Raw genomic sequence first — 13,302 nt, forward strand, 5'->3', positions numbered from 1 at the left:
CCGGTTGCGATCGCCTCAGGTGCCGCTGGTGACGTCGACGTTCACCGTCGCATTGACGTCGGCATGGAGGTGCACCTCGACGCTGTACTCGCCAACGGCGCGAATCGGGCCATCGGGCATGCGCACCTCGTGGCGACCCACCTCGACACCGGCGGCGGTCAGGGCATCGGCGATGTCCTGGGGCCCGATCGAGCCGAACAGCTTGCCCTCGTCGCCGACATTCGCGGCGATGGACACCGGCTGGGCGTTGATCTTCTCGGCACGACGCTCGGCCGCGGCGAGTTCTTCGGCCGCCTTGCGCTCGAGCTCCGCCCGCTGTGCCTCGAGATAGGCGACGTTTTCGGCGGTCGCCGGCCGCGCCTTACCCTGAGGGATGAGGTAATTACGGCCATAACCGGCACGCACCCGGACGGTATCGCCCAGGCCACCGAGGTTGGCCACTTTTTCCATCAGAATGACTTCCATTTTTAGATCCCCGACTTCAAGTCTGTTTGATTGTTAGGTTCCGCGCGCCAGTCGCGCTCGAAAATCCATGAATGTATCGGCCAGCCCTACCAGGACAGCCGGCCGCAACAACAGCGGCAAAACCAGGTAGAACCCGACGAGCCAGCCTTTGTGCCAGCCACGCCGTGCCACCACTGCATGCGCGATCGCAACCGCCTGCAGAATGAATACAGCCCCGAGTATCACGCCAAGGTCCGCCACCAGCCCCGGGCCGCCGATCATCCCGGCAATCACCGCCGCGCCGGCACCTGCCGCGAACCAGAGCGCAAATCGCAACTCGTGGAATTCGCTGCGAAAACCGCCCGGATTGTACAGCATCGCCTGCCAGAAGCGGCCGAGCAGGAGGCAGAGCACCGCCACCGCGAGGACGTTCGTCGCCCACAACCCCGTCAGGCGTGGCGCGAGTTGTTCCACGGCCTGGTCCCACCCGGCTCCGGGTGGCGCGGCCAGGAGGCGATCGGAAACCGCCTCGAGGGTCTGTGTCCAGAACAGCGTCGGATCGCCGTGGATCGCGTGGAAGATCGCGACTGCAGCGACTGCCACTATTGCGCCGACCTGGACGGTCAGGGCGAGGGACAGCGTGGTCCTGAGAATCCAGGCCATGCCCATGACCGGTAGCCAGACCAGTGCCAGCGGCTGCAACACCGCGAGCGGCGTCCCCAGCAGAACGGCATGAATGGGTAGCAGGAGCGCCGTGGCGCCAACCAGCACGATTCCGCTCTCCGCCACGCCACGCCGAAGCGTAATCAGGGCGAGCAGTCCACCGCTTAACCAGAAAAGCAGCGGCATCAACGCACCCAGCGCCACCATCCCCACCGCCCCGAGGCGGCTTCGCATGGCGAATTCCAGGATGGAACGCATGGGCGGTCGTGTCGCGGCGTCGGGCGATCAGTGGCTGTCGGTGTACGGCATCAGCGCAAGGTAGCGGGCGCGCTTGACCGCCGTCGACAGCTGACGCTGGTATTTCGCCCGGGTACCGGTGATCCGGCTGGGGACGATCTTGCCGGTCTCCGTGACATACTGGCGAAGCGTATTCAGGTCCTTGTAATCGATCTCCTTCACGCCCTCGGCGGTGAAGCGGCAATACTTGCGGCGGCGAAAGAAACGGGCCATGTCGTTATTCCTCTAGTCGGTCGTCTGCAGCCGCTCGAAGCGACTGATACTGATAATAATCGGGTCGGTCTCGGGGGTCCGCTGGCGTGAGCGACGCATGTAACCGCTGACTCGAATGCTGGCGCCAACCGGCAGGTCTGTCAGCCGTTCGGCCAACGGCGTCCCGGCTGCGCTGACGCCCACCCGAAATCGGATGGGCCGCGAGGCGCCCGCCTCGGTCTGTTGCGATTCGTGCTCGATCAGTCCCCGGGCGATCGGCACTCCGGCCGGCGAGTGACGCAGCTCTGCCGCATCCACGAGCCAACCGGTAAGTTCCACGCGATTGCTCACGTCTCGGCGTCGCTACCCGCCTCTTCGGCGTTAGTGCCCTGCTCCGATTCGGGCTCGCTCCGCTCGCGGCGGGCAGGCCGATCCCGGTCTTCTTCCTGTCCCTTGGCGAGGGGCGACGGGTCGGTCACCGCCTCTTTGCGCGCCAGCACCATATTGCGGATAACGGCGTCGTTGAAGCGGAACATCGACTCGAGCTCTTCGATATCGCTCGGCTCGCACTCGACGTTCATGAGGACGTAGTGGGCCTTGATGAGCTTGTTGATCGGATAGGCGAGCTGCCGGCGCCCCCAGTCCTCGAGCCGGTGGATACTGCCCCCGTTGCCCTCGATCAGACCGCGATAACGCTCGATCATGGCAGGTACCTGGTCACTCTGGTCGGGGTGGACCAGAAAGACGATTTCATAGTGCCGCATTGTGGCTCCTTTCGGTTGTTCCGGATTTTACCGGGAATAGCCACCCGCTCTGACGGGCAGCAAGGAGAAACCAGTACAACTGGTTAACCCATGAGTATATTCGAGCAACGGATCAGGTTAAAGCGCTGCGCTGGCGTACCGCCTCGAACAGGACAACACCCGTCGCCACGGAGACATTCAGGCTCTCGACGCGCCCAGCCATCGGAATGGCCAGTAATGCGTCACACCCCTCCCGCGTCAGACGCCGCAGGCCGGCCCCCTCGGCACCCATGACCACGCCGACGGCACCGGTGAGGTCCGCGTCGTGGAGGCCGGCAGCGCCCGCCTCCGCCAGCCCGAACAGCCAGATCCCCCGCTCCCGCAACTGGCGCAGGCAGCGGGCGAGATTCGTGACCTGGAACAGCGGAATGGCCTCGGCCGCCCCGGCGGCGACGCGATGGACCACCGGTGTCAGACCGGAGGCGCGGTCCCGCGGCGTAATCACCGCGTCGACACCGGCCGCATCGGCACTGCGAAGACAGGCACCGAGGTTATGCGGATCCTGCACCTGGTCGAGCACCAGGACGAAGGGTGGATGATCGAGCCCGTCCAGATGGTCTGCGAGATCGTCATCACCGAGCGGCGCCCGCCCCTGCCACGCCAGCACGACGCCCTGGTGGTTGAAGTCGGGGAGCTTTTCATCCAGCTGCCTGACCTGGCATTCGTGCACCGGGCAGTCGATGGATTCCAGCTGTCGGCGCAGCTTTTGATGACGGCTGTCGCGCCGTCGCGCATCCACCCAGACCTCGAGCACGCGTGTCGGGTCGTAACGCAGCGCGGCCTGCACCGGGTGCAGGCCGCCGATCAGCGTCGTCCGGCTCATCGACGCCGGCGGCGACTGCGCGACTCACCGTTGCGGTTGCGCGACTGCCCCTTGCGCTTTCCCTTGTCCTTGTCGCCGTCACGGCTCGCTGGCCCCCGGCTCTCGGACTGCGGTAGCACCTCGCCATCAGGGCCCAGCGGATGGGCGATCGGATCGAAGTCAATCTTGCCATCGTCGACATTGACCTGCGCGAGCCGTACCCGGATGCGATCCGTCAAACGGTATTCCTTGCCCGTGCGCTCCCCCACCAGCCGATGACCAATGGCATCGAAGTGGAAGAAGTCCTGCTCCAGATTGGTAATGTGGATCAGGCCGTCCACGTACAGCCCGTCGAGCTCGACGAACAGGCCGAACGAGGTCACGCCGCTGATCACGCCGCTGAATTCCTCGCCCAGCCGATTCGCCATGAACCGGCATTTGAGCGTCATCAACGCATCCCGCGTCGCCTCTTCGGCGCGGCGGTCGGTCATCGAGCAGTGCTCACCGACGGTCACCAGCTGATCCTCGGTGTACTCGAATGCCTCGACCGGCTGCTTCGAGACGACGTGCTTGATCGCCCGATGGACGATGAGATCGGGATAGCGGCGGATCGGCGATGTGAAATGCGCGTAGGCATCCAGCGCCAGGCCGAAGTGCCCGGCGTTATCCGGCCGATATTCGGCGGCCATCATCGAGCGCAGCATGATCGATTCGATGAAGTGCCGGTCCGGGCGCTCCTTCACCGTCTCCATCAACGCGGCAAAGTCCTTCGTGGTCGGCTCGTCACCGCCACCCAGGGTCAACCCGGTCTGTGCGAGGAACTCCCGCAGGTTTTTCAGGCGCTGCTCCGCCGGCGGCTCATGGACCCGGTAGAGCGCCGGAATGCGGTGCCGACGAAGGAACCGGGCGGTGGCCACGTTGGCCTTGACCATGCACTCCTCGATCAGGCGATGGGCATTGGTCCGCTCGGCGGGGTGGACATCCGCGACCTGGCCGGCGTTGTCGAATTCGATCACCGACTCGTTGGTGTTGAAATCGATGGCCCCGCGCTTCTGACGGTCGATGCGCATCGCACCGAAAACCGCGTACAGGTCCTCGATATGCTTGAGGATAGCCTCGTGCTCGCGCAGCAGCGAAGGATCGCGCTCGTTGTGGATGGCATCGACATCCTCGTAGGTCAGGCGCGCGGCGGAGTTCATGACCCCGTTGTAGAACTGCGAGCGCTTGAGCTTGCCTTCCTTGTCGATCTGCATTTCGCAGACCATGCACAGCCGATCCACGCCGGGATTGAGCGAGCACAGGCCGTTGGAGAGATTCTCCGGCAGCATGGGCACGACATTGCGCGGGAAGTAGCAGGAATTGCCGCGCTCGGCGGCCTCGTTATCGAGCGCCGAGCCGGAGGTAACGTAGGCCGCCACGTCGGCGATTGCGACGATCAGCTTCCACCCACTCGCGGTGGGCTCGCAGTAGACGGCGTCATCGAAATCGCGGGCATCCGCGCCATCAATGGTGACGAGCGGCGTTTTGCGCAGATCCTTGCGCCCCTGCTTGGCGGCCTCCGGCACCTCGTCACCGAATTGCGCGGCCGCGTCGGTGACCTCGTCCGGCCACTCGACGGGGATGCCATGGGTCCGTGCCGCCACCGCCACCTCGTCCCCCGGCGCAATGCTCGTGCCGAACACCTCGACGATACGACCGATGGGCTGCCGCCGCTGTGATGGCTGCTTGACCACCTCGGCGGTCACGAGCTCACCGTGGTTGGCGCCATTGACGTCCGCGGCGGGGATAATCAGATCCTGATTCAGGCGTTTGTTGTTGGGAATGACGAAGCCGATGCCGCTTTCTTCGTGATAGCGCCCGGCGATCTCCTGGTTGGCGTGCTCGATGATCTCGACGAGCTCGCCGGTGGGCCGGCCATCGTCATCATCACCGGTCAGCCGGACGACGACCCGGTCACGGTTGAGCAGCCGGTGCATCTCACGCGGTGCCAGGTAGACATTGGGACCGGGACGATCCGGATGCACCACCCCCGAGCCATCAGGTGACGAGCGGATGCGGCCGCGAACGAGCTCCTCGTTATCGACGACCACGTAGCCGTTGCGCCGGTTGCGAACCAGCTGGCCATCACGCTCCATCGCCTTGAGGCGGCGGCGCAGACCCTCGAGGGCGTCTTCGTCGGTCAGCTCGAACAGCTCCGCCAGGTCTTTGCGGGACAGGGGCCGGGCCTGGGCCTCGAGCTGCTGGGTGATGTACTCCCGGCTTGGCACCGGGGATTCGTACTTTTCTTTCTCGCGTCCAAGGAACGGGTCCCGGGACGGGTCAACGGTTTCAGTCTTGTTTTCTGTCATACCCGATAGGATACGGCATGCGAATTGCGGTGCCTATGCGAAACGGCAGGTTTCATTGACAGACCCGGGGGGCGGCGGTATTCTCCGCCTCGTTGTCAGGCCCCGGCCGGGCAGCAAAGCCGAGGTGGCGGAATCGGTAGACGCGCTAGCTTCAGGTGCTAGTGGGGGAGACCCCGTGGAGGTTCAAGTCCTCTCCTCGGCACCACTTTTCAAATAGTCATTAGCAATTAGTGGCTTGAATATCTTTCTTCCTCCCCTATTGGATCGACACCGACGCGCTTTCTCGAGTGCAGTCTGTAAAATCCGCTGTGGTCGAGTCTCTTACCGGGGCGAGCGGGAATAATCTATTCGTTAGCGGTCGGGTTACCCAGCATAGAGCGAGGATCTGACCACTCCAGGCCTTGGCTTCTCGCTACGGGACGACATGTAATCCGGCCGGCAGCCACATTCAAGCCCTGCCGTAGCAGTGGATCCGCTCGCAAGGCCTCACGCCAGCCCTCATCCGCAAGCCGAATGATGTACGGGAGTGTAGCGTTGGTCAGCGCGAGCGTTGCGGTCCTGGGTACGGCGCCGGGCATGTTCGCAACGCAGTAATGAACGACGCCATCGACCTTAAAGGTTGGATCAGCATGCGTGGTTGGTTCACTGGTCTCGAAGCAACCTCCCTGGTCGATCGCGACATCGACCAGCACCGACCCCTTCTTCATCCCTGAAACCATCTCACGGGTGACAAGTTTGGGTGCACCCGCCCCGGTGACGAGGACAGCCCCGATGACCAGGTCGCTCTCCAGGACAACCTTCTCCAGACTGTCTCGCGTGGAAAATACTGTCTTCAGGATGGGACCGAAGCGCTGCGACAAGCGCTCCAGGACATCCGGGTTACGGTCCAGGACGGTAACCTCAGCACCCATTCCCAGCGCGATCAGGATTGCGTTCTCACCAACAACACCTCCGCCAAGCACAGCTATTTTCGCCGGTGGAACCCCCGGAACGCCCCCGAGGAGGAGTCCGCGTCCACCATGCTTATGCTCCAGCGACTGCGCTCCAGCCTGAACCGAAAGTCGCCCCGCTACCTGCGACATCGGCCGGAGAAGCGGAAGTCGGCCATGATCATCAGTGATAGTCTCGTAAGCGATGCAGGTCGCGCCTGAATCGATAAGATCACGAGTCTGAGCTTGATCAGGCGCCAGGTGCAGGTAAGTAAACAGGATATGCTCAGGGGTTAGCCGAGCCCGCTCCTGTGCCTGAGGCTCCTTGACCTTGACGATCAAGCGAGCCCGGGAGAACACGCTGTCGGCGTCCGGCAAAATCTTTGCACCCGCCTGCTCGTAGGCGTCATCGGTCGCGTCGATGCCGGCGCCGGCGAGCGTCTGCACAAAGACTTCATGTCCTCGGTTGACGAGCTCACTCACGCCCTCTGGTGTCAGACCGACCCGATATTCCTGGCTCTTGATCTCTTTAGGTAAGCCGACTTTCATAATTGTCTCTTTTAATACGAGGATAATCTGACGTCCTCGGCACCATCCCTGTGTTCAATCCAGGGGATGACGCCTGATGACGGTATCCACACGATCGGCACCCGTCGAGACGATGTCCACCGGCACGTCGCACAGCTCCTCGATCTTCTCCAGGTAGGCACGGGCTGCATCAGGCAGATCCTCGTAACGCTGAATCCCCAGTGTTGAAGATTGCCAACCGGGCATTTCCACGTACTGCGGCTCACACTCCGCCAGCGCCTCCGCGCCCGCGGGCAGGACCTCGCTCAGCTGCGAGCCACACCGATACCCGGTACAGATCCTGAGCGTGTCCAGTTCATCGAGCACATCGAGCTTGGTCATGCAGAGCCCGGAAATGCTGCTGATCTGTGCCGCCCGGCGCATGGCGACGGCATCGAACCAGCCACAGCGCCGCGGCCGGCCGGTGGTCGATCCGAACTCGTGGCCCCGCTCGGCGAGATGCCTGCCGAGATCGTTCGATAGCTCGGTGGGGAACGGCCCGGCCCCTACCCGCGTGGTATACGCCTTGGTAATACCAAGCACGTAATCGAGCTCCAGCGGCCCGACGCCGGTGCCCGTCGAGGCGGCACCCGCCGTGGTATTGGACGAAGTGACGTAGGGATAGGTGCCCTGATCGATATCGAGCAGCGTCCCCTGGGCCCCTTCGAAGAGCAGATTCTCGCCGCTGGTGCGATGCTGATGCAGCCGGTGGCTTATATCGGCCACCATCGGCTCGAGCTCGCCGGCCACGGCAAGGCAGCGCTCCAGGATCGCCTGGAAATCCTGACCCGGCTCACCGTAGTACTGCTTGAGAATGAAGTTGTGGTAGTCCAGCAGCTCGCCGAGCTTGGCGGCGAGCCGCTCGCGCTGGAACAGATCGCCGATGCGTATGCCGCGCCGCGCCACCTTGTCTTCGTAGGCGGGACCGATGCCGCGCCCGGTGGTGCCGATGGCGGCCTTGCCACGGGCTCGCTCGCGGGCCTGATCGAGGGCGATATGCGAGGGCAGGATCACCGGGCAGGCGGGACTGATCCGCAGCCGCTCGCGCGCCGGTACGCCCGAGGCCTCCAGCGCACGCAGCTCTTCGAGCAGCGCGTCGGGGGACACCACGACACCGTTGCCGATCAGGCACTCCACCCCTTCGCGCAAAATGCCGGACGGAATCAGGTGGAGCACTGTCTTGCGGCCGTCGATCACGAGCGTATGGCCGGCATTATGCCCCCCCTGGAAGCGGGTCACCGCCGACACCCGGTCAGTCAGCAGGTCGACGATCTTGCCCTTGCCCTCGTCTCCCCACTGGGAGCCGATTACCACCACGCTTTTTGTCATTGATTCCCCGTTGTATTCATCGACTCAATCTGCCAGCTCCCGTCGTTGCCGCGAACAAGCTGGCGGTTACATCCCGGACCGGCGACGTCGTGACCCGGTAGCGTCCAGATCACTGTCTCGCCGGCGTCGCGCAGGGCGTTGACCTTTGTGCGCAACGTCGCATCGTCTGACCAGGGCGCAGCGACAGCCACCCCGCCGGCAGGATCATCCGCTGCCGGTACCGTCGCCCGCAACAACGCCTTCAGATCGGCACTGAAGCCGGTTGCCGGCCGGCCGCGACCGAAAACGGCGCCGATGTCGTCATAACGACCCCCGCGGGCAAGCTCCCCCGAGACCCCCGGTGTATAGGCCGCAAACACGATCCCGGTGTGATACCGATAGCCACGCAGCTCACCGAGGTCGAAATGCAACGTCAGATCCGGGCGCGTGGCCTGCAGCGCCCGCGCCGTTTGGGCGAGCGCCTCGAGCGCCGATTCCACCGGTTCACCGGCGCCGTCGAGCGCCTCACGCGCGATCTCGAGGGTCTCCGTGCCACCGCTCAGCCCCGCCAGTGCAGCCAGCCGCCGATGGTGATCCTCGGCGACATCCAGCTCGGTCAGCAGCGCCTCGATATCGGCGGTTGCCTTGCGTTGCAGGGCATCCCATAACTGCGCCTCGGCGTTGCTGTCCAGGCCGGCCGCATTACAGAGCCCACGGAAAATCCCGACATGCCCCAAGTCGACGTGCAGCGGATCCACCCCGGCCGCCGACAGCACCTCCGCCATCAGGCTGATCACCTCGACATCGCTCTCGATGCCCGCGTGACCGTAGAGCTCCGCCCCCATCTGCAGGGGATTGCGGGATCCCTCCCCGCCTTCCGCCCGGGTCCTCAATACCGTGCCGCTGTAGCAAAGGCGGACCGGCCCCTCGCGGCGGAGCTGGTGGGCATCAATGCGCGCGGCCTGCGGCGTGATATCCGCCCGGACTCCCATCATCCGGCCACTGAGCTGGTCGGTGAGTTTGAAGGTCTGCAGATCGAGGTCATGCGCAACCCCCGAGAGCAGGGCCTCGAGGTATTCGATCACCGGTGGCATCACCAGCTCGTAGCCCCAGCGAGCGCAACGGGCGAGACTCGCCTGACGCAGCCGCTCGAGTGCCGCCGCCGCCGGTGGTAGCAGCTCTTCAACCGCGTCGGGCAGCAGCCACGGGCTGTGCTGGCCCGGCCGTTTGTCTGTCATGGAATCGTCCTTCAGCGAACCAGGTAAAGCAGGAGCGTACCGGCCAGCATTGTTGCAACGCCGGTCAACCGGAGGCTTTTATCATTTTGCTGAACGATAGAGAAGAGCGCCCGGCGAAGATTGCGCGGACTCAGGAAGGGCAGGATCCCCTCGATGATCAGGAGCAGTGCGACTGCCGTGAGAAGATCCTGCATGCCGAATTAGCCGATCAGGGCGTTACGTCGAGCGAATCAAGCTGGTTGAAGTAGCGGAAGAACTCCGAGTTGGGTGACAGTACAAGCATGTCACTATCGTCACTGAAGGTGTTCTCGTAGGCCCGGAGGCTCCGGTAGAACCGGTAGAACTCTTCATCCGCCTCGTAGGCCTCGGCATAGATCCGTGTCGCATTGGCATCCGCTTCACCGCGCATCTCCTCGGCATCACGTCGGGCCTTGGCAAGGATTTCTTCGCGACGCCGGTCCGCTGCGGAGCGAATGCGCTCGGCGGCTTCCTGGCCCTCGGCCCGGAACTGCCGGGCGACCTGCTCACGGGCCGCCACCATTCGGTTGAATACCGACTCGCTGACGCCGTCCGGCAGATCCACCCGCTGCAGGCGAACATCGAGCACGGACACCCCGAGGGAGTTCCCCGCCTTGCTCGCCGCCTCGGTCAGCAGATCCATGATGAGTGCCCGGTCACCGGAAATCACTTCCTGCACCGTGCGCTTGCCGAACTCGGCCCGCAGCCCGTCACGAACGATTTCCGAGAGCCGCAGGTTGGCCTGGCGCGGATTGGCCCGAACCGTGACGTAGTACTTTTCTACATCCTCGACGCGCCATTTCACGAACGTATCGACGATCAGGTTCTTCTGCTCGCTGGTCAGGAACCGCTGCGGGCTCTCATCCAGCGTCTGGACCCGGGCGTCGACCTTGCGCACGTTGTTCACGAACGGGATCTGGAAATACAGTCCCGGCGTGAAGTCGGTTTTGACGACCTCACCGAGCCGAAACTTGAGGGCGCGTTCGGTTTCCTTGACGGTAAACGTCCCGAACGTGAGTCCCACGACGAGCAGCAGGACTACTACTGCTCCGATTGTCGTCCGGCGATTCATTAGCGTGTCTCCCGCATGCGCAGCGAACTACTCGATGAGCCGCTGCGCTGTGAACTGCTCGAGCTGTTATTGCTCGAGACGGCGTTGTTCATGGATGACGAGCTGCTGCTGTTGCCCGAATTGCTCGTGGACGTACCACTTGAGCGCATCATTTTATCCAGCGGCAAATACATGAGCTGCTGGCTCGATTCGTTGTCGATCAGCACCTTGCTGGCGTTACCGAGCACCCGCTCCATCGTATCGAGGTAGAGACGATCGCGGGTCACGCGGGGCGCGTTGGCATACTCGACACGCTGCTGGCTGAAGCGGCTGGCGTCACCCTCGGCGTTCTGGACGATGCGGGCCATGTAACCCTGCGCCTCCTCACGGACACGGGCACCCTGTCCCTGGGCCCGGGGAATGACCTCGTTACGGTAGGCCTCGGCCTGGTTGATCAGCCGCTCGCGATCCTCGCGTGCCTTGATGGCGTCCTCGAAGGCGCCCTGGACCTGCTCGGGCGGCTGCGCGTCCTGTATGACCACCTCGACCACGTTGATCCCCGTGTTGTAGGCATCGAGTGTCTCCACGACCAGTTCGCGGGTCTGCTGAGCCACTTCGCTGCGTCCCTCGGTGATCACGAAATCCATGTTGCGTTTGCCCACGATTTCGCGCAGCGCGCTCTCCGTCACGCTCTTGAGAGTGGCCTCCGGCTCAACAAAGTTGAACAGGAAGTCGGCCGCATCGGAGACCTGGTACTGAACCGCAAGCTTGACGTTCACGATGTTCTCATCCTCGGTGAGCATGAGCGCTTCGGATAGCACCGGCCGGGTGTTCTGCGCGGAAATAGCCTGGTAACCCACCGTGATTCGACGGCGATTGGAGACATCCACTGTCTGCACCGACTCGATCGGATAGGGGAAATGCCAGTGGGGTCCCGGCGTCGCCGTCGTCTGGTAAGCACCGAAACGGGTCACGACGCCACGTGTCCCCTCGTCAACGATGTAGATGCCCGACAAGATCCAGACCGCGGCGAGCAGCCCGGCAATGATGCCGATGCCTTTGGTACCGGGCATTTTCGGACCGCCGCCGCTATCACTGCCGCCGGATCCGCGGCCACCACCGCCCTTGTTGCCAAACAGCCCCGCGAGCGTCTGCTTGGCCTTGCGGATCGCCTCGTCGAGATCGGGCGGCCCCTGATTATTGCCGCGATTGCCCCCGCCATTGCTCCAGGGGTCGCGGTTGTTGCCGCCGGGTTCGTTCCAGGCCATGAATATTCTCCAGTAATGATCGGGGCGCACTTTTTTGCTACGCCAACCGTGCAAGTCTAATGAGCCACTGCACCCACGGGCAAGTTGGCATCGGTGAGAGGGATGAGTTCCGCGTCGAGGCCCTCATGTCGGTAGAGTTTTGCCAGTTCCCGCGCCGGGAGCTCGACCGTCAACCGAATCATGCCTCGATCGGTAATCCGTTCCGAGATGACGTCGCCAAGTTCGTAGAACCGCGCCCGAAGCCGACCCTCCGCCGGACCGAGCTCGATGACGCCCCGCGCCTGCTCGCCACTGACGCGCTCGGCAATCGCCTGCAAAAGCAGATCCATGCCGGCGCCGCTCGCCGCCGACAGCCATACCGCGACGGGTTGGCCTTCGTCGTCACGATCGATTCGCGGCGAGAGCCCGCGGGCGTCGATCTTGTTGTAGACACGCAGCTGCGGCACCTCGTCCGCCCCCAGCGCCTCGAGGACGGACTCGACCTCACGGGCATTGTCTTCGCGCCCCGGATCGGCCGCATCGATGACATGCACCAGCAGCTCCGCCTCGACCACTTCCTCCAGCGTCGAGCGGAACGCGGCCACCAGCTGGGGCGGCAAATCGCGAATGAAACCCACGGTGTCCGCGATCACCGCCGCCTCGCCGCCGGCAAGCTCGATGCGTCGCAACGTCGTATCGAGGGTGGCGAAGAGCTGATCCGCGACATAGACCCCGGATTCCGCGACACGGTTGAACAGCGTCGATTTGCCGGCGTTGGTGTAGCCCACCAGCGACACTGCCGGCAGGTCGCGCCGACGCCTCGCCTTGCGCCCCTGATCACGCTGCTGACGCACTCGACCGAGCCCCTTTTCGAGCTGACGAATCCGCGTACCCAGCATTCGCCGGTCAAGCTCCAGCTGCGTCTCACCCGGTCCGCGCAGTCCGATGCCACCTTTCTGGCGCTCCAGATGCGACCAGCCCCGAACCAGGCGACTCGCGAGGTGGCGCAGCTGGGCGAGCTCGACCTGGAGCTTGCCCTCGTGGGAACGGGCCCGCTGGGCGAAGATATCGAGTATCAGGCCGGTACGATCCAGCACCCGGCACTGCAGTGCATGCTCGAGGTTGCGTTCCTGCACCGGCGACAGCGCGTGGTTGATGAGCACCAGATCCGCGCCGTGCGCCTGCATCAGCTCACGCAGCTCGTCGACCTTGCCGGAACCCAGATACGTGCGCGGATCGGGGCTGCGACGGCGACCGGTCTGGGTCGCCACCACGTCCGCCCCCGCCGAGCGGGCCAGTGCATCGAACTCGCGCAGGGCCTCTTCGGCGTCAACGACACCGTCGTCGACCTGTACCAGCACCCCCCGTTGACCGCCATCGGGACGATCGAACAGC

General features: G+C 64.0%; 14 protein-coding genes and 1 tRNA gene. 1 reads left to right on the forward strand and 14 read right to left on the reverse strand.

Features of this window, described 5'->3' with window-relative positions:
• Window positions 1-15: 15 nt before the first annotated feature.
• From rplI to rnr, 7 genes are all read right to left on the reverse strand, one after another.
• The gene (gene rplI / locus EV698_RS06080; RefSeq protein WP_130503214.1) at window positions 16-465 is read right to left on the reverse strand and encodes a 50S ribosomal protein L9; all 450 of its coding nucleotides are present in this window, start codon (window positions 463-465) and stop codon (window positions 16-18) included.
• A 33-nt stretch (window positions 466-498) separates the two neighbouring features.
• A complete protein-coding gene (locus EV698_RS06085) occupies window positions 499-1,341 on the reverse strand; it encodes a hypothetical protein (RefSeq protein ID WP_130503215.1) in 843 nt (280 codons plus the stop codon).
• 51 nt (window positions 1,342-1,392) lie between these two features.
• On the reverse strand, window positions 1,393-1,617 hold the full coding sequence (rpsR, locus tag EV698_RS06090) for a 30S ribosomal protein S18 (protein WP_023365858.1): 225 nt from the start codon (window positions 1,615-1,617) through the stop codon (window positions 1,393-1,395).
• Window positions 1,618-1,629: 12 nt separating this feature from the next.
• Window positions 1,630-1,935 (reverse strand): primosomal replication protein N, encoded by a 306-nt coding sequence (priB, locus tag EV698_RS06095; RefSeq protein ID WP_239016216.1) that lies wholly within the window; start codon window positions 1,933-1,935, stop codon window positions 1,630-1,632.
• A gap of 8 nt (window positions 1,936-1,943) precedes the next feature.
• Entirely contained in the window at window positions 1,944-2,360 is a 417-nt protein-coding gene (gene rpsF / locus EV698_RS06100; protein ID WP_130503217.1) for a 30S ribosomal protein S6, read from the reverse strand.
• 112 nt (window positions 2,361-2,472) lie between these two features.
• Entirely contained in the window at window positions 2,473-3,222 is a 750-nt protein-coding gene (rlmB, locus tag EV698_RS06105; RefSeq protein WP_130503218.1) for a 23S rRNA (guanosine(2251)-2'-O)-methyltransferase RlmB, read from the reverse strand.
• The gene (rnr, locus tag EV698_RS06110; protein ID WP_130503219.1) at window positions 3,219-5,549 is read right to left on the reverse strand and encodes a ribonuclease R; all 2,331 of its coding nucleotides are present in this window, start codon (window positions 5,547-5,549) and stop codon (window positions 3,219-3,221) included. The genes rlmB and rnr overlap by 4 nt, the downstream gene beginning before the upstream one ends.
• 118 nt (window positions 5,550-5,667) lie before the next feature.
• Between rnr and EV698_RS06115 the strand changes: the two genes are divergently transcribed.
• Window positions 5,668-5,754 (forward strand) — tRNA-Leu (locus tag EV698_RS06115).
• Window positions 5,755-5,893: 139 nt separating this feature from the next.
• On the opposite strand, the gene ald is transcribed toward EV698_RS06115, so the two are convergent.
• Genes ald through hflX form a run of 7 tightly spaced genes read right to left on the reverse strand, consistent with a single transcriptional unit; the run spans window position 5,894 to window position 13,301 of the window.
• On the reverse strand, window positions 5,894-7,027 hold the full coding sequence (gene ald / locus EV698_RS06120) for an alanine dehydrogenase (protein WP_130503220.1): 1,134 nt from the start codon (window positions 7,025-7,027) through the stop codon (window positions 5,894-5,896).
• A gap of 54 nt (window positions 7,028-7,081) precedes the next feature.
• Window positions 7,082-8,374 carry an adenylosuccinate synthase gene (locus tag EV698_RS06125; RefSeq protein WP_130503221.1) on the reverse strand — a complete coding sequence of 431 codons (1,293 nt, stop codon included), beginning with the start codon at window positions 8,372-8,374 and terminating at the stop codon, window positions 7,082-7,084.
• A complete protein-coding gene (locus EV698_RS06130; protein WP_130503222.1) occupies window positions 8,371-9,591 on the reverse strand; it encodes an ATP phosphoribosyltransferase regulatory subunit in 1,221 nt (406 codons plus the stop codon). Before EV698_RS06130 ends, EV698_RS06125 begins: the two co-directional genes overlap by 4 nt.
• 11 nt (window positions 9,592-9,602) lie before the next feature.
• Complete coding sequence (locus tag EV698_RS06135; RefSeq protein WP_130503223.1) at window positions 9,603-9,785, reverse strand: DUF2065 domain-containing protein; 183 nt, start codon at window positions 9,783-9,785, stop codon at window positions 9,603-9,605.
• Between the two features lie 14 nt (window positions 9,786-9,799).
• Window positions 9,800-10,681 (reverse strand): protease modulator HflC, encoded by an 882-nt coding sequence (gene hflC, locus EV698_RS06140; RefSeq protein WP_130503224.1) that lies wholly within the window; start codon window positions 10,679-10,681, stop codon window positions 9,800-9,802.
• Entirely contained in the window at window positions 10,681-11,928 is a 1,248-nt protein-coding gene (hflK, locus tag EV698_RS06145; protein ID WP_130503225.1) for an FtsH protease activity modulator HflK, read from the reverse strand. Before hflK ends, hflC begins: the two co-directional genes overlap by 1 nt.
• A 56-nt stretch (window positions 11,929-11,984) precedes the next feature.
• Window positions 11,985-13,301 carry a ribosome rescue GTPase HflX gene (gene hflX, locus EV698_RS06150; protein ID WP_130503226.1) on the reverse strand — a complete coding sequence of 439 codons (1,317 nt, stop codon included), beginning with the start codon at window positions 13,299-13,301 and terminating at the stop codon, window positions 11,985-11,987.
• Between the last annotated feature and the right edge of the window lies 1 nt (window position 13,302).

This window comes from Spiribacter vilamensis, assembly GCF_004217415.1.
Classification (GTDB): Bacteria; Pseudomonadota; Gammaproteobacteria; order Nitrococcales; family Nitrococcaceae; genus Spiribacter; species Spiribacter vilamensis.

Bases quoted from the DNA above. Each gene is read 5' to 3' on its own strand.
- ald (WP_130503220.1), bottom strand. From the start codon at position 7,027: ATGAAAGTCGGCTTACCTAAAGAGATCAAGAGCCAGGAATATCGGGTC.
- hflC (WP_130503224.1), bottom strand. From the start codon at position 10,681: ATGAATCGCCGGACGACAATCGGAGCAGTAGTAGTCCTGCTGCTCGTC.
- rpsF (WP_130503217.1), bottom strand. From the start codon at position 2,360: ATGCGGCACTATGAAATCGTCTTTCTGGTCCACCCCGACCAGAGTGAC.
- EV698_RS06125 (WP_130503221.1), bottom strand. From the start codon at position 8,374: ATGACAAAAAGCGTGGTGGTAATCGGCTCCCAGTGGGGAGACGAGGGC.
- EV698_RS06135 (WP_130503223.1), bottom strand. From the start codon at position 9,785: ATGCAGGATCTTCTCACGGCAGTCGCACTGCTCCTGATCATCGAGGGG.
- hflK (WP_130503225.1), bottom strand. From the start codon at position 11,928: ATGGCCTGGAACGAACCCGGCGGCAACAACCGCGACCCCTGGAGCAAT.
- rpsR (WP_023365858.1), bottom strand. From the start codon at position 1,617: ATGGCCCGTTTCTTTCGCCGCCGCAAGTATTGCCGCTTCACCGCCGAG.
- rnr (WP_130503219.1), bottom strand. From the start codon at position 5,549: ATGACAGAAAACAAGACTGAAACCGTTGACCCGTCCCGGGACCCGTTC.
- rplI (WP_130503214.1), bottom strand. From the start codon at position 465: ATGGAAGTCATTCTGATGGAAAAAGTGGCCAACCTCGGTGGCCTGGGC.
- EV698_RS06130 (WP_130503222.1), bottom strand. From the start codon at position 9,591: ATGACAGACAAACGGCCGGGCCAGCACAGCCCGTGGCTGCTGCCCGAC.
- EV698_RS06085 (WP_130503215.1), bottom strand. From the start codon at position 1,341: ATGCGAAGCCGCCTCGGGGCGGTGGGGATGGTGGCGCTGGGTGCGTTG.
- rlmB (WP_130503218.1), bottom strand. From the start codon at position 3,222: ATGAGCCGGACGACGCTGATCGGCGGCCTGCACCCGGTGCAGGCCGCG.